The organism is Gemmata sp. (genome assembly GCF_051859125.1).
In the GTDB taxonomy this organism is placed as follows: Bacteria; Planctomycetota; Planctomycetia; order Gemmatales; family Gemmataceae; genus Gemmata.
This window is the reverse complement of the sequence record NZ_JBHYGG010000157.1, coordinates 19,436-35,757: the sequence shown is the minus strand read 5'-3', so window position 1 is coordinate 35,757 and position 16,322 is coordinate 19,436. Positions and strand designations below refer to the sequence as shown.

10 protein-coding genes are annotated in these 16,322 nt (G+C 70.7%); 7 read left to right on the top strand and 3 right to left on the bottom strand.

The genetic code is table 11. From position 1 onward, the window contains the following. Nucleotides 1-5: 5 nt before the first annotated feature. Entirely contained in the window at nucleotides 6-1,004 is a 999-nt protein-coding gene (locus ACTIGN_RS15045) for an isocitrate/isopropylmalate dehydrogenase family protein (protein WP_439625206.1), read from the bottom strand. Between the two features lie 369 nt (nucleotides 1,005-1,373). Between ACTIGN_RS15045 and ACTIGN_RS15040 the strand changes: the two genes are divergently transcribed. The 7 genes from ACTIGN_RS15040 to ACTIGN_RS15010 all read left to right on the top strand — a co-directional run bounded on the left by ACTIGN_RS15040 (nucleotide 1,374) and on the right by ACTIGN_RS15010 (nucleotide 11,294). Continuing rightward, nucleotides 1,374-4,385: a hypothetical protein gene (locus ACTIGN_RS15040; RefSeq protein WP_439625204.1), complete on the top strand. Its 3,012-nt coding sequence runs from the start codon at nucleotides 1,374-1,376 to the stop codon at nucleotides 4,383-4,385. 347 nt (nucleotides 4,386-4,732) lie between these two features. Continuing rightward, nucleotides 4,733-5,566: a MotA/TolQ/ExbB proton channel family protein gene (locus ACTIGN_RS15035; protein ID WP_439625202.1), complete on the top strand. Its 834-nt coding sequence runs from the start codon at nucleotides 4,733-4,735 to the stop codon at nucleotides 5,564-5,566. A gap of 119 nt (nucleotides 5,567-5,685) precedes the next feature. Further along, entirely contained in the window at nucleotides 5,686-6,150 is a 465-nt protein-coding gene (locus ACTIGN_RS15030; protein WP_439625200.1) for an ExbD/TolR family protein, read from the top strand. Between the two features lie 46 nt (nucleotides 6,151-6,196). Continuing rightward, a complete protein-coding gene (locus tag ACTIGN_RS15025; protein WP_439625198.1) occupies nucleotides 6,197-6,727 on the top strand; it encodes a biopolymer transporter ExbD in 531 nt (176 codons plus the stop codon). A 206-nt stretch (nucleotides 6,728-6,933) separates the two neighbouring features. Continuing rightward, entirely contained in the window at nucleotides 6,934-8,478 is a 1,545-nt protein-coding gene (locus ACTIGN_RS15020; protein ID WP_439625196.1) for a hypothetical protein, read from the top strand. A 159-nt stretch (nucleotides 8,479-8,637) separates the two neighbouring features. Beyond that, a complete protein-coding gene (locus ACTIGN_RS15015) occupies nucleotides 8,638-10,281 on the top strand; it encodes a prenyltransferase/squalene oxidase repeat-containing protein (protein WP_439625194.1) in 1,644 nt (547 codons plus the stop codon). A 218-nt stretch (nucleotides 10,282-10,499) separates the two neighbouring features. Beyond that, the gene (locus ACTIGN_RS15010; RefSeq protein WP_439625192.1) at nucleotides 10,500-11,294 is read left to right on the top strand and encodes a sulfite exporter TauE/SafE family protein; all 795 of its coding nucleotides are present in this window, start codon (nucleotides 10,500-10,502) and stop codon (nucleotides 11,292-11,294) included. Nucleotides 11,295-11,427: 133 nt separating this feature from the next. On the opposite strand, the gene ACTIGN_RS15005 is transcribed toward ACTIGN_RS15010, so the two are convergent. Further along, nucleotides 11,428-13,521 carry a DPP IV N-terminal domain-containing protein gene (locus tag ACTIGN_RS15005; RefSeq protein WP_439625190.1) on the bottom strand — a complete coding sequence of 698 codons (2,094 nt, stop codon included), beginning with the start codon at nucleotides 13,519-13,521 and terminating at the stop codon, nucleotides 11,428-11,430. A 340-nt stretch (nucleotides 13,522-13,861) separates the two neighbouring features. Continuing rightward, nucleotides 13,862-16,255: a serine/threonine-protein kinase gene (locus ACTIGN_RS15000; RefSeq protein ID WP_439625188.1), complete on the bottom strand. Its 2,394-nt coding sequence runs from the start codon at nucleotides 16,253-16,255 to the stop codon at nucleotides 13,862-13,864. Nucleotides 16,256-16,322: the final 67 nt, after the last annotated feature.

Sequence of the window (16,322 nt, the reverse complement as noted above, 5' to 3'; positions counted from 1 at the left end):
TGACGTCACGCCCCCAGGTTCTTGATGAGCTGCTCGGTGATGGTCGCGGTGGTGCCGGTGCCGCCGAGGTCGCGGGTCAGGCCGACGCCGGCCTGGAGGGTCGCCGCCACCGCCTTCTCGATCTTCACGGCCGCGTCGCGGTGCCCGACGTACTCCAGCATCAGCGCCGCGCTGCGGACCACCGCGATCGGGTTCGCGAGCCCCTGCCCGGCGATGTCCGGGGCGCTGCCGTGGACCGCCTCGAACACCGCGAACCGGGTCCCGTAGTTCGCCCCCGGCACCAGCCCGAGCCCGCCCACCAGCCCCGCCGCCAGGTCCGAGATCACGTCCCCGAACAGGTTCTCCATCACCAGCACGTCGAACTGCGTCGGGTCGCTCGCCAGCTCCAGGCACACGTTGTCGATCGGCTTCTCCTCGAACTGGATGAACGGGTAGTCCTCGGCCACGGTGCGGGCGCACTCGAGGAACAGCCCGTCGGACAGCCGCATCACGTCGGCCTTGTGGCAGAACGTGACCAGCCGCCGGCCCCCGTGCCGGGCCAGCTCGAACGCGAACTTCACGATCCGCTCGGCCGCCGCCCGGGTCACCAGCCGCACGCTCTCCACCACCCCGGGCACCACCTGGTGCTCCATCCCCGAGTACAGCCCCTCGGTGTTCTCGCGGACCACGACGAGGTCTACCTTCTCGTAGGGCGTCTTCACCCCGGGCATGGTGCGGACCGGCCGCACGCTGGCGAACAGGTCGAGCCCCTGCCGCAGCCGCACGTTGATGGACCGGTACCCCTTGCCGACCGGCGTGGTACACGGCCCCTTGAGCGCGACCCGGTACCGGCGGATCATCTCGAGCGTTTCTTCCGGGAGCGGCTCGCCGTGCTGCTCCGCGGCGGGGATGCCGGCGGCGGCCTTGACCCAGTCGATCCGCACCCCGGCGGCCGCCACGACGCGGCACGCGGCCTGCGTCACCTCCGGCCCGATCCCGTCGCCCTCAATCAGTACGACTTGCATTCGCGGCCCCCTGGTGGGGAGCAGAGGACAGAGCGCCAGAGGACAGAAGAGCAGGCGGCGAAGTGCCCCCGCGCTCCCCTTCTGTCCTCTGCTCTTCTGAGGTGCTGGCCCCTGCTCCCAGCCGTCAGAATGCCGAACCGGGGGCGTTCCGGCAAGCGGCCGGGTTGCCCCGCGACGCTGTCCCAACTCTGCTCAGGGGTGGCCACAAAGTGCCCCCGGAGCCCGTTCGTGGGTCGCGCGCCGCGCTGAAATTCCTTGCGGATCAAAGCCGACACGGGGCACCGGATTAGTTGCAACTTCCGGGAACGGAATCTGCTAGAATCACCTCTAACCCGCAAATGCGCCTTGATCCGCCGCCGGAGGCGACTGATGGACACGACCGTTCGCGCGACCTGCCCCCAGTGCCAGACCGGGTTGCGCATCCCGAGTCAGTGGCTCGGGCAGGCCATCAAGTGCAAGAAGTGCGGGACGGTCGTTCGCACCAAGGCCCGCGGCGGGGACGGGGCCGACTCCGCGGCCCACCTCGAACACACCCAGAGCCCCAGCAGCGGGCACACCGCCGACGTTGATCCGGCCGCGTTCGACTTCAACCGGGGGGCCGACGAGGGCGACGGGATGTTCCCGGGCCAAGGCGCCGCGCCGGAGTACCCCGCTGATAACGGATTCGACCCGACCGGTGGGGCCGACGTGTCGTCGCAGCCCGCCGCCCCGCCGCAACCCGCCGCGCCCCCCCCGGGCTACCCCTACCCGATGCCCCCGGGCTACCCGCCCGGTGCCTACGGCGCGCCCCCCGGGTACCCCTACGCGCCGCCCCCGGGCTACCCCTACGGCCCGCCCCCCGGGTACCCCCCGGGCGTGCCGGGGTACCCGCCCCCCGGCGCACCGGGCTACCCACCCCCGGGCGCCTACGGCGGGCCGCCCCCGGGCTACCCGTACCCCATGCCCCCCGGCGCCGCTCCCGTGCCCCCCGGCGCTCCGGCCCCCGGCGGCTACCCGTACCCGATGCCGCACGGGGCCGGCCCGGTCCCCCCGGCCGCGCCCGCGTCGGGCGTGTACGGTGTCCCGCCGGCCGCACCCGCCTCGGGCGTCTACTACGGCGCGGCCGCAGGTGCACCGCCCGCACCGCCCGTTCCGCGGGTCTCCGGCAGCGTCCCCGTTCCGCCGGCCCCGCGGGTGCCCGCCCCGGCGTCCGGCGTGATGTCCGCCACCAACGGTGCCCCGGCCCGGCCCGGCGCGCCCGCCAAGCCGACCGGCGGCACCGGCGTCGCCCCCCGGCCCAACGGCACGGGTGCCGCGGCCAAGGCCGCGAGCGGCGTCGCCGCCCGCCCCGCCGCGCAGCCGGTCCCGAACAGCGCGTTCAAGACCGACGTGCCCGTCGTCGCCGCCCGCCGCAAGCCGAACGGCCAGAACAAGTTGGTCTACGTGGCGATCACCCTCGTTCTCACCGGCGGCCTGGTCACCGCGTCGATCATCGCCGCCAAGTCGCTCAACGACAAGCAGGCCGCCAACAAGGTGCTGGGCGTCACCGACCCGTACAAGCTCGTCGACTTCCTCGGCAGCGACGACGCCCGCGAGCGCGACGCGGCCGCGAAGGCGCTCCGCGAGATGGGCGACAAGGCCGAGGCCGCGCTCAAGGACGGCACGCGGTCCACGAACCCGGACGTCGCCAAGCGGGCCGCGGAACTGTACACCGCGGTCAAGTCGGCCCCGTCGTCCAAGGACAGCGCCCGGGCCGGCCCGTTCCCGCGGCGGATGCTGTTCATCCACATCAGCAACTACATGTACCTGAACCCGCTGACCGCCGGGCAGCCCGGCGGCGAGGACCGGAGCCGCGGCGCGGCCATCCGCCTGGCCAACGAGTGGAACGTCCCGTTCGACCCGAAGGACCACGAGCGGAACCAACTGTTCGTGCTGTCCGACACGGCCCGGCCCGACAGCACCAAGACCAACGACGTCCAGAACCCGATGCGGAACGTGGTGATGGGCGCGTACGAGCGGTTCTTCGCGACCAGCCGCGCCCAGGACCGGATCGTCGTGTACTTCGGCGGCCACGCCCTTGAAGTCGACGGCAAGCCGTTCCTCGCGCCGATCGAGGGCGACCTCGACGACCCCGAGCCGTCGCTGATCCCGCTGTCGGACTTCTACGACAAGATGAAGGCCTGCAAGGCGACCCAGAAGGTCGTCATCTGGGACGTGTGCCGGTTCAACCCGCAGCGGGGCCGCCAGCGGCCCGGCAGCGAGCCGATGACCGAGACGCTGTACAAGGCGCTCGCCGCCCCGCCCCCGGGCGTCGAGGCCGTCATCACCTGCCAGCCCGGCGAGAACGCGCTGGAGTTCTTCAACCTCCAGACCGAGACCTCGATCGGCGCGCCGAAGTACGCCGGCAGCGCGTTCCTCGAGGCCATGAAGGCCGTGGCCGCCAAGGGCGCGCGGGCCACCGCCGCCAGGCAGCCCGTGCCCGCCGACCCGATCCCGCTCGGCGAGTGGGCCGCCGCCGTCGCCAAGCGGGTCACCGACATGGCCACGTCCCCCGTCGTCGGCCTCAAGCAGGCGATGAAGGTCGAGGGCAAGGGGCCGCCCAACTGGGTCGCGTTCAACCCCGACGAGCCCCTGGCCAAGCGGTTCGAGTACCCGCCGCCGCCCAAGGGCATCAACCCGGCCGAGATCGCCGCCATCGTCAAGGAGCTGTACGTCCCGGCCATCAAGAGCGACGTGATCGACGCCGACATCGCCGGGCTCCCGTTCCGCGAGGAGGTGATGAAGGACTACAAGTCCGAGGTCACCGCCGACATGGTCCTCAAGGACAAGGAAACCTACAAGTTCCAGGCGGTCACGTTCGCGGCGTTCGACAAGGTCCGCGCCATGTGGACCACGACGGCCGGCACCGACGGCCCCAAGCTCCGCGACGAGTTCAAGGCCCCGGTCAACGACGCCCTCAAGAACGAGATCAAGAAGGAGCAGGACTTCTGGGCCCTGGGGATCGCCGAACTGGAGCTCATGAACGCCGAGCTGGACTCGATCGCCGCGATGCGGGACGCGCAGGACAAGCGGTGGCAGGCCCAGTACGACTACGCCCGCGCCACCCTCAAGGCCCGGCTCGCGTTCATGAACGAGTACAACAAGGTGCTCGGCAACGTGCTCACCGAGACGCTCCCGGCCCTCGACATGAAGCTCGGCCAGGACTCGTACAAGCTCTCGTCGGCCGAGAAGATGAAGAGCGGCAAGGACGTCGTGGCCCTCCGGGACGAGGCGAAGGAGCTGTACAACAAGCTCGTCACCGACCACAAGGGGACGCCCTGGGCCATCCAGGCGAAGCGCGACAAGTCGTTCTCGCTCGGCCTCGCGTGGCAGCCGATCAGCTCGGGTACCACGCCCCCGTAAGGGACGTGCGCCCCCGGGGCGCGAACGGAGCCGCGCCGTGTTCGCGCGTCGATCTTCGTGCCCCGGGGGCGCGTGCGTCCGGCCACCGGGAACACCGCGGTGGGAACAAAGTATCCACTCTCGGGCAAAAAATTCCTTGACGCGCCCCACGGGTGCCTGCCTTAATAGTCGGGAATGATGTCCCTTCTGCGCGGCCGGCAGTAAAAACTGTTGAAGCGCGAATCTCGGGAACTAACCGACCCGCGGCGGCGTCCAACCGGAACACGTCGTTGCCTCGTTTATTTCCACGGAACGCCCGAACGGGCCGTCATCAGCTTTCGCCACCCCGACTCACCCAGGATTGCCGTATGTCGCTCCCCTCGCTGCGGATGATCGCTCCCTCCCGGTTCCTGTTCCTCGCGGGGCTGGCCCTCACCCTCCTGTTCGCCTCGACCGGGGTCGCCACCGCCCAGGAGGGCGGCGGGGCCGCCGCGGAGCCGGCCAAGGAGCCGCTCGTCCTGTTCATGATCAAGTCGCTCGGCTGGATCTTCGGCCCGCTGCTCCTGGCCATCTCGGTCGCCATGGTCGCCCTCGTCGTCCTCCTCATCCTCGACCTCCGCATGACCTCGGCCATCCCGCCCGGGTTCGTCGACGAGTTCACCGACACCGTGAACAAGCGGAAGTTCAAGGAAGCGTTCGACATGGCCCGCAACGACCCGTCGTTCCTCGGCCAGGTGCTCACGGCCGGCATGAGCCGCCTCCAGTACGGCCTCGAGGACGCCCGCGAGGCGAGCCTGAACACCCTGGAGAGCATCAAGAGCGACAAGGAGCAGAAGAACAACTACAACGCCGTCATCGCGACCCTCGGGCCGATGCTCGGGCTGGTCGGCACGGTGTTCGGCATGATCCAGTCGTTCTCCGTGCTCGCCACCTCCACCCAGATCAACCCGTCGAAGCTGGCCGAGGGCATCTCGCACGCCCTGAGCGTGACCCTCGTCGGGGTCGCCATCTCGGTCCCCGCCATCTTCTTCAGCGCGTTCTTCAAGAACCGGATCACCCGCGTGTGCATGGACGTCGCCCACATTGCCGACGACCTGCTCACCCAGATGTACCACAACTCGAAGAAGCCCGCGACCTCGCCGACCCCCGGCGCCGCCGGCACCCCGGCCCCGACCGGCGTGCCCGGCGCCCCGGCCCGCTGACCGCTCCCGCGGGCCGCGCCCCCGGCCCCGGGGGCGCGGCCCCGGGGCCCGCAAACCACGTCTCCGTCCGCTGTGGTCTCCGACCCCTGCCCCCTCCGTCCCCTGGCTTCTGGTGCCCTGTGAGTCACGGCAGTACCGACAAGTGCGAACCGAACATGACCCCGCTGCTCGACCTCGTGTTGCAGCTCGTCATGTTCTTCATGATCTCCGCCAACTTCGTCATGGAGCAGACCAGCGTCGAGGTGCGGCTCCCCGAGGCGATCTCGGCGAAGGCGCTCGACGCCGCGGCCAACACGATCATCTTCCTCAACATCAACGAGAAGGGGCAGGTGGTGCTCCCGCCCGTGGACCGCGAGGGCGACAACGACACCCTCGACAACCCGGCCCAGGTCAAGGGGTACATGGACCGCCGCGCGGCCGCCGAGAAGCTCAAGACCCGGGCCGAGAAGCCCGAGGCCACGCTCATCCTGCGGATCGACAAGCTGTGCCCGTTCGAGAAGTCGTACCCGATCATGAAGGCGTGCCGCTCCGCCGGGTACTCCAACGTCCAGCTCCGCGCCATCCGGTACAGCGGCCAGGAATGACCCGCCGCCGGGCACCACACACGACCACCCCCGCGAGGTTGAGAAGATGTCGCGCCGCCAACGGGTATCGAACGACTTCGTCGAGCCGGACCTGCCGATCACGCCCATGCTCGACATGTCGTTCCAGTTGCTCTCGTTCTTCATCATGACGTTCCACCCGACCCCGACCGAGGGGCAGATCGCCATGACGCTCCCCCCCGCCGAACAGGGCGGCGGGGCGAGCAACCCGGACATCACGGCCGAGCAGCCGAAGAAGTTCGTCGTCCGGGTCGCGTCCGACGACAAGGGCCAGATCGCCGCGATCACGTTCCGCGAGGAGGGCAGCCCCGACGACGGCGGCGAGAACCTCGGGGCCGACCTCGGCGTCTACATGAAGAAGGTCAAGGGGGTCTACGAGACCGAGAAGAAGCGGATCGACGCCGCCCAGGGCAAGGGCACCAAGATCCCGCCCCCGAAGCTGACCCTCGAGATCGGCGACAAGTTGCTCCAGCAGTACGTCATCGGCCTGTTCGACGCGGCCGTGCAGGCCGGGTACACCGACGTCGCGCCCGTCCCCATCGACAAGGGCAAGCGGTAGGGCGTCCTGTCGGTTGGTGATGGTTTCAAGTCGCTATCGACTCTTGAGTTGCGGTAGAATCACTCGGGGCGGTTGGGTGCCGGTCGGTGCCCCGCCCCGGTTCCGTTCGTGTCGGTGGCCTTAAACCCCACGTCTTTCGGTTTGTTTCGGCCCGATCCGGGAACTTTATCGGGCGCTGGCCATCGAAGAACTTGGAGGAAGTCCGCATGTCGCCTCAGCCGGCACCCGTAACGCCGATCGCCCGGAACTCGCAAGTTGCCAAGTTGCTTGTGGCACTCGGGTTGTGCGCCGTCGCGCTGGCGGGTTCGGCGGCCCGGGCGCAGGACCCGGACGCGCTCGACACGCAGCCGCCCCTCCCGAAGAACGACGACAAGCAGGCCCAACTCGCGGCGAAGTACGCGATCCCGGGCCGGACCGATAGTGCGATCTTCAACGGCCGCCTGAACCCGATGACCGGCCAGCGCGAGGGCGGGATCGAGCACTTTAAGCCGATCGCGACAGAGAAGGACAACTCGGACGAGTACCAGGCATGGAACACGGTCGTGTCGCACGCCAAGGCGTTCACGGCCGCCGAACTCGAACTGGCCGGGGCCCGCGACCTGACCCGCGACGACCTGCTGAACCTGCCGTCGCGGTACAACCACCGCCTCGACCTCGTCCGGCTCGACGGGAAGCTCGTGCGGGTCCGGTGGGCGAAGGCGACCAAGGTGCTGGCCGAGGCCGGGACCGCGAAGGTGTACGAGGCGCAGTTCGTGCCGGTCGACGAGCCGCCCGGTGCGGTCGTCTCGCTCGTGTTCACCGACCTGCCGCCCGAACTGGCCGCCGTCGATCAGAGGGCCGCGGGCGAGTGGATGACCGCCACCAGCGACGTCTCCGCCGCCGGGTACTTCTTCAAGGTGGTGAAGGACGCCCCCGGCCCCGAGTACCCGCAGATCCCGCTGCTGATCGGCCGGTCGGTCACCGTTCACAAGGCCGGGCCGCCGACGGCCGCCGCGCCCGAGGGGGCCGCGGCCGCCGACCCCAAGGACGCGATCCCGCTCGACAAGAACCTGCGGGTGTTCCGGTTCATCCGGGACAACGCGGCCATCGCGACCGCCGACCAGAACTGGGAAGAGGCCTCGGCCTGGAACCGGGTCCTGCTCCACGCCCGCCGGTTCCTCCCGGCCGACCTGGAGGCCGCCGCGACCCAGCGGAAGTTCGCCGACCTGTTCACCGACGGCCGCCGCGACCTGAAGCTCGACCTCGTCAAGGTCGAGGGCCGGCTCATCATGCTCAACAAGATGAAGCCGAGCGAGAAGCTCCAGGCCGCCGGCGTCGAGGCCGCCTATGAGGGGTGGATCGTTCCGAAGGACGAGCCCCGCGGCAACCCGGTGTGCGTCGTGTTCACCGACCCGGTCGAGGGGCTCGACGGGGTCACCGGCCGCGTGAACAAGTGGGTCACGTTCGCCGGGTACTCGTTCAAGCTGATGTGGTACCAGTCCGGCGAGCGGGACAAGAACGACAAGAACGTGACCAAGAAGGCCCCGCTGCTACTCGGCCGGGCCGCGCTGGCCGGCCGCGACCCCGACGGCACCGCGGCCGTGTCGTGGTCCGGGTTCGTGCCCCTTGTCACCGGCGGCATCATCGGCCTGCTCGCGCTCGCACTCGCCCTGGCCTGGTGGTTCCGCCGCGGGGACTCCCGCACCCGGCAGGAACTGGACTCGCACCGGGGCAAGAACCCGTTCGGTGATGTTGGCCCCGCTGCGTCTTGATTCGTCGGACGCTCGATTGATTCGTCGGTAGGGTTGATTGATTTCGTTCCCGGCGTCGAGTCGCACCGAACGGGAGCGGCGTGGGCCGAAAGACGGCGACGCAATTTTCCGTACCGCCCGCCCGAACTCGGGTCCGGGCCAGCCCGAAGGAGACGGACCGTGAGTGAGAAGAAACCAGACCCGGCCAACAACGGTCAACCGGCTAAGGCCGGGGCCGCGGCCGGCGGCGCGGCGGTCATCCGCCGCGTCGACGCGGCCGAGGAGACGTCGCAGGAAAGGCTGATGAAGAAGCACGTTCCCGCGTGGGTCATCAGCGGGGCCGTGCACGTCGGCCTGATCGCGATCATGATCCTGATGTTCGGCGGCCGCGGCGTGACCGCGAAGCCGCCCGAGAAGATCGTCTCGACGTCCGTCGAGAAGGAAGAGGAGCCGCCCGAGAAGGACCTGACGAACGAGGACCCGGGCCTCCAGTCGAACCTCGAGGCCGCGCTGCCCGAGATCGAGCGGGTCGACAAGCAGACCGTCGACGCCGCGGTGACGATGGACAACCTGGGCCAGCCGAACGCCCCGGAGACCGACACCACGGCGCTGGCCCTCCCGGGCCTGAACACCAGCGACAACAGCGTCCCCGGCGTCACCGGCGACACCGGCAGCGCGATGTCGGGCACCGGCGGCATGAACGGGTCGCAGTTCGCGTCGTTCCCCGGCCGCAGCGGGGCGACCAAGAGCCGGATGCTCCGCGAGGGCGGCGGCAACGACGAGAGCGAGCGGGCCGTGGCACGGGGCCTGGCGTGGCTCGCCCGCCAGCAGAAGCAGGACGGCGGGTGGGAGTACGACGCCGGCAGCAAGGACGAGCGGGTCGCCGCCACCGGGATGGCCCTGCTGCCGTTCCTGGCCGCGGGCGAGACGCACCTGAAGGGGAAGAAGTACCAGAAGACGGTCGCCAGCGGGCTCCAGTTCCTGCTCCGCAACTGCCCGCTGTCCGGGGCCAACTCCGGCCGCATGTCGGGCAACATGTACGCCCACGCGATCGGCACCCTCGCCCTGTGCGAGGCCTACGGGATGACCAAGGACAAGGGGCTGCTCCTGGGCGGGGCGCAGGCCGCGATCAACCACATCGTCAAGGCCCAGGCGGCCAACGGGAGCTGGGGCTACGCCCCCGGCAGCCCGGGCGACACGTCGATCGTCGGGTGGCAGATCCAGGCCCTCAAGGCGGCCAGCCTGGGCAAGGACATCGTCGTGCCCGCGGCGACGATGAAGAAGGCGGTGGACTTCCTGAACCTGGCCGGGGCCGGGAGCCGCAAGGCCATGTACGGGTACGCCGACAACGCCGGGGCCGCCCCGGGCACCTCGCTGACCGCGGTCGGCTTGCTGTCCCGGTACTACATCGACGGGTGGGGGCCGGACAACGCCGGCATGGCCGAGGGCGTGACCGGGCTCATGAAGAAGGCCCCGGTGAAGACCGGCGCCGTCCCGGACATGTACTTCTACTACTACGCGACGCAGGTCGTCCACTTCTTCGAGGGCGACGAGTGGAAGACGTGGAACGAGGGGCCGAAGGGGGCCGACGGCGTCCGCAAGGGCGGCATGCGGGACTGGCTCATCGGGATCCAGATCAAGAAGGAGGGCCCGAACGAGGGCAGCTTCGATCCGGACCCGCACTGGATCGGCCGCGGCTGCGGCCGGCTCGGCACCACCGCCATGTGCATCCTGACCCTCGAGGTGTACTACCGCCACCTGCCGCTGTACAAGCGGGCCAACGCCGGCGACGGTGCCCTCAAGATCGTTGACGGCGCGAAGTGAGTCGAACCCGAACCGCAACCCACGCGCGGCCGGCACCTCAGGGTGCCGGCCGCGGCCGTTTCCGGCCGCCGCGGGTCGCGAACCCCCAAGATGTGGAACCGGACCAGCGGGCAGAGGGCAGAGGGCAGAGGACAGAGAGCAGAGGCCAGAACCGGCCTCAGTGTCTTGCACTGGCCTCTGCCCTCCGAGGTTCTTTCGTCTGGTCCTAAGATGTCCCCATGCCACCCCTCGACTGGACCCTCGCGGCGCTGTGCGGCTCGGCCTTCTTCGCCGGCGCGCTCAACTCCATCGCCGGCGGCGGGACGCTGCTGACGTTCCCCGCACTCACGGCCGTCATGTCGCCGGCGCTCGCCAACGCCACCAGCACCGTCGCCCTCATGCCCGGGTCGCTTGCCGGCTCGTTCGGGTACCGCACCGAGCTGCGGGCGAGCTGGCGGTTCGTGGCCCGGATGATCGTGCCGAGCCTCGTCGGCGGGCTCGTCGGGGCGTACCTCGTCGGCCGGAACCAGCAGGCGTTCGCCGACCTCGTCCCGTGGCTCATCCTCACGGCGGCCGTGCTGTTCGTGGTGCAGGGACCGATCTCGCGGCGGCTCAAGGCGCGCGCGCCGGTCGCGCCGCCCCCGCTCCCGGGCGCCGCGCCGGCGGAGGCCGGGCCGGGCGCGCAGGCGGCCGCAATCGGGTTTCAGTTCCTGGTCGCGGTCTACGGCGGCTACTTCGGCGCGGGGATCGGCATCCTGATGCTGAGCACGCTCGGGTTCATGGGCGTGGGCGACATCCACCGGATGAACGCGGTGAAGACGTTCCTGGCGACGGGGATCAACGCGGCCGCGGTCGTGGTGTTCGTCCGCGACGGGCTGGTGGCCTGGGAGTACGCCTGGCCGATGGCGGTGACCGCGATCCTCGGCGGCTACGCCGGGGCGCGGGTGGCGCTGCGGCTCCCGGCCGCCTACGTCCGCTACGCGGTCATCGCCATCGGGTTCGGACTGTCGGCGTACTACTTCGCCCGGCGGTGACGCGGGACCCGGCCCGGTCCGGCCCGGTGTGGATCGTTATCGGTCCGAGCCCGAGCGCCGAGCGAGGGCTCACGCCCCACCCCTCGCTCGGCGCTCGGGCTCGGACCGGACCGGACCGCGGCCCCCACCCCCATTACTTCGCCCGCGGCTCGACGCCGAGCAGGTGCCGCACGAAGTGGTCCGCCCGCCGGCGGGTGCCGTAGGGGGTCTCGGCCGCGCCGTGCCCGGCCCCGGGGACGATGAGCAGGTCGAAGTCCTTGTCCGCCTTCACGAGCGCGTTCGCCACCTGCATCGTGCTCGACGGGTCCACGTTCCGGTCCAGCTCGCCGACGACCAGGAGCAGCTTCCCCTTCAGCTTGTGCGCGTGCGTGACGTTCGACTGCTCCGCGTAGTGCGGGCCGACGGGCCACGACATCCACGCCTCGTTCCACCACACCTTGTCCATGCGGTTGTCGTGGCACCCGCAGTCGCTCACGGCCACGGTGTAGAAGTCGCCGTGGGCCAGCAGCGCCCGGGTGCTGCTCTGGCCGCCGGCGCTGCCGCCGAAGATACCGACGCCCCTCGCGATGTCCATCTCGGGGCGGGTCGCGGCGGCCGCCTTGATCCACGCGATCCGGTCCGGGAGCCCGGCGTCGCCGAGGTTCTTCCAGCACACGTCGTGGAACGCCTTGCTCCGCCAGTTCGTGCCCGTGCCGTCGATCTTCACCACGATGAACCCGAGTTCCGCCATCCGCTGCTCGTACGGCGCGGCGCTGAACGCCTTGCGGACGTGCTGGTCGTGCGGGCCGGCGTAGATGTGCTCGATCACCGGGTACGTCTTCTTCGGGTCAAAGGTGCTCGGCCGCACGATGTACCCGTGGATGTCGGTCGCCCCGTCGCGGCCCTTGGCGGTGAACCGCTCGGGGAACCGCCACCCGGTCTTGAGCAGCGCCGACGCATCGGCCGCTTCGAGGTCGCACACCTTCGTGCCGTCCGACACCCGGCGCAGTTCCGTGATCGGGGGCAGGTCGGCCCGCGAGAACGTGTCGACGAGGAACCGGCGGTCCGGCGAGTACACGACGCTGTGCGTGCCGTCGCCACTGGTCAGGTGCGTCGGCCCGGTGCCGTCGAGCTTCACCCGGCAGAAGTGGACGTGGTACGGGTCCTGCGACGGGTGGACGCCGCCGGCCCGGAACCACACCTGCCGCTCCTTCTCGTCCACGCGGTCCACGCCGCGGACCACCCACTCGCCGCTGGTGATCGGCTTGGCCGCGCCGGTCTTCAGGTCGACGAGGTACAGGTGGTTCCACCCGCTCCGCTCGCTCATCCACACGGCCTCGTCGGTGCCGTCGAGGTAGTGGAGGTGGAGCTTGTAGGCGTAGTCGAAGAACGTCTTGCACTCCTCGTTGACGACCGCCGTCACCTTGCCGGTTTCGGCATCGATCGCGAGCAACCGCACGACCCGGTGGCCCCGCTGGTTGTAGACGAAGTGGAACCGCGAACCGTCTTTGCTCCAGTGCTCGTGGGTCACGTCCCACGGGTTCGCGAACAGCTCGTCGGAGACGGCGATCTCCTTCCCGGCGGCGACGTCGAACAGGTGCGGCTTCGGCTGCGGGATCGGGTCGCCGGGCTTGAGGTACGAGTACGTCGAGGTCTTCGGCTGGAGCTGGTCCCTGGGCGACGACTCGACGAGCGTGACCTTCCGGTCCCCGCCGGCCCTTGTGCGGATCGCGACCAGCCGCTTCGAGTCGGGCCCCCAGAACACGCGGCCGTAGGCGTCGTCAGGCTTGCCGTCGGTGCTGAGTTGCGTCTCCTTCTTCGTTGTGCGGTCGCGGAGCCAGACATTGTGATCCTTGACGAACACGGACCACGCGCCGTCGGGCGAGTCGGAGCCGCGCCGCTGCTGCTGTGCGGCGATCAACTCGGGTGCGCCTTCCTCACTTCGAGCGGCCGGCTTCGAAGGCTTGCCCTCCTTCGGGAGCTTGTCCTCGGTCACGACCTCGCGGGTGCCCTTCACGGCATCAACGATCACGAACTCTTTCTTCCCGCCGGGGAGGTCGTTGCGGTACCAGAACGTGTCGCCGTTGTCGAACCAGAGCAGATCGACCCGCGCCTTGAACACCTTCCCAGCGGTCCACTCGCGAACAGTGTTCGCGCGCTCGTAGTCGGCCCTGGTGCCCTGCGCGAGCGCCGGCGGCGCGAGGGAGACGAGCGCGAGGAGCGCGAGTGCAACGGTGCGGCGGGTCATGGGGTGGTTCCGGCGGGTGTTCGCCGATCGCGGGTGGGGCGGGGCGAACACGGAGGAGGGCGTGCGGGCGATTATCACCCCGTGAGGCACCCGCGTCTTGACCGGGAAGTGAGCGGGGACTTGTGTTTCGGCCGAATCCGTAGTTTCGAGTTCAACGTTCAAGGTTCGCCGAAACGTACCTGTGGAGCATGGCGAGCGGGGGACGTGAGTCCCCCGGTGGAAGTGAAAGGCGGTTCTACCGGGGGACTCACGTCCCCCGCTCGCCAAGATGCTCGAATCACGAGACGCACCCGACCCGCTTGAAACGTTGAACGTTGAACTCGAAACTACGGACGCGGCGTCAGTTCTTGCGCGGCGGGTTCGGCCCCTTCTGGCCGCCGATTCCCGCGGGCCAGCCGAAGCTACCGGGGCCGCCCATCGGGCGCTCGGCCTCCGTGCGGGCCTCCTTCGCAGCACGGTGGTCGCCGAGCCGCTCGCACACGTCGGCGAGCTGGCGGTTGGCCGCGGCGAGCGCCTCCCAGGGCGGGCGGCCGGTCATTCCGCCGGGGCCGCCGCGGCGGTCGCCGAACCGCTTCAACTCGCCCACGGCCTCTTCGAGCGTCGCGCGGGCTTCGCGGAACCGGTTCTCCTCGGCGTAGTGCGCGGCGAGGAGCGAGCGGGCCAGCGTCAGCTCGAACGCCGCGGACGGTGGCCGCGGTTCGGCCGGGTCGCGGGGCGGGGCCAGCGCGGCGAGCGCCTCGCGGTACAGGCGCTCGGCCCCGGCGCGGTCGCCGGCCCGGCCCTTCACCCACGCGAGCTTGAGCGTCAGCGAGGCGGCGAGGTGCGGCCGCACGGTGTCGTCGAGGTCCGCGGCGAGTTCGCGGGCGCGGACCAGGAGCCGCTCGTATTCCGGGAAGGCGTCGGGCGGTGCGGCGAGGTACGTGAGCACCAGCTCGGTGCGGACCCCGCGGTCCCCCGGGTACTCGCGGGCCAGCGGCTCGAGCTGCGACGCGGCGCGGCGGAACGACGCGGCGGCCTTCTCGGCGTACCCGCGGACGAACTGCACCTCGCCGACGCGGCGGTGCGCCCGGCCCGCGTCGAGCTGGAGCTTCGGGTTCGTGGCGTTCTGCTCGGCGAACTTGTCGTAGAAGTTCAGGATCGCCTCGAGGACCGCGGCGCGCTCGTCCTCCCCGGGCGGGGCCGGCGGGCGGGTGCCGGTCTGCGGGAGCGGGAGGCCGATGCCGATGCCGAGGGTGAACGGGCCGGGGCCGAACCCGCGGCCGAACGGCCCGCCCTGGGGCTGCCCGCCGGCCGCGTCGAACACCGCGTCGAACGCCTCCAGGCTCATCCGCAGGTTCGCTTCGAGTTTCTCGGACGCGCTCACGGCCCCGGCCCGGGCCGCCTCGGCCTCGCCGCGGGCCTTCTTCGACTCAGCGAGCTGGGCCGCCTCGGCCGCGAGCGCCTTGCGGGTGTTCGCGTACCCGACCCACCCGACGATCCCGGCCAGCGCCAGCGCCGCGACCATGTTCGCGGTGAGCAGCGCGACGGCCGGGTTCCGCCGGCACCACCGCCACCCGCGGCCGATCGCCGTCTGGCGGCGGGCCTTGATCGGGCGGTCGTCGAGGAACGCTTCCAGGTCGCGGGCCAGGTCGCGGGCCGTGGCGTACCGGCGGCCCGGGTCGCGGGCCATCGCCTTCATGACGATCGTTTCGAGGTCGCGGGGGATGGCCGGGTTCAGTTGCCGCGGGGCGACCGGGTCGGTGTCGGCGAGCTGCTTGAGGAGCTGCGCCGTGGAATCGGTGTGGTACGGGGCTTCGAGGGTGAGGAGTTCGTAGAGCGTCGCGCCGAGCCCGTACACGTCGCTCCGCTCGTCGGCCGCGCCGCCGAGCGACTCGGGCGGGAGGTACTGGAGCGTGCCGAGGATCTCGCCGGACGCGGTGAGCCCCTCGCTCTGGACTAGCTTCGCGAGCCCGAAGTCGGCGACCCACACGCGGCCGCTCGGGTCGAGGAGCAGGTTCGCGGGCTTCACGTCGCGGTGCAGCACCCCCTGGCGGTGGGCGTAGTGGAGCGCGTCGGCCGCCTGCTCGCCGAGTTCGGCGACGAACCGCCAGTCGCCGTACCCCCGCGCGTCCGGCGCGGCCGGACCCGGCGGGGCGACCCGCGACTTCGCGACCCGGGCGGTCTTGAACGCGACGGCGGTCGAGGCGGCCCCGGCGGGGTCGCGGTCGCGGTCGCACTCGCGCCGCCACCGGTGGACCAGCGCGTTGAGCCCCTCGCCGCGGATGAGCTGCATGACGTAGTACGGGAGCCCGTCCTGCTCGCCGACGCCGAACACGGGGACGATGTTCGAGTGGTGCAGGTTGGCGGCCGCGTGCGCCTCGCGGACGAACCGCTCCCGCTTGGTCTTCTCGAACTGCCCGTGGCTGGACAGCACCTTGAGCGCGACCGGCCGCCCGAGCGACTCCTGCACGGCCTCGAACACGACCCCCATGCCCCCGCGGCCGAGTTCGCGGACGATGCGGAAGTCGCCGAACCGGTCGGGGACGGGGGCCGCCGCGGCGGGGCTCGTGGCGCGGCGAAACCGCTTGAGGAACTCCATCTGCGCGACCGCGGGGAGCAGCTCGCGGAGCTGCTCGGCGTGCTCGGGGTGCGCGTCGGCGTACACGGTGACCGACGGGTGCTCGCCGCGGCGGAGCCGGTCGGCGAACTCCTCGGCCAGCACGTCCACCGGGTCGCGGTCGTCGGTCGGCGTCATGGGAGCGGCCTCTGATTCGGTGGCACAGGCCTCTGGCCTGTGGTGCCGGCTTCACAGGCCAGAGGCC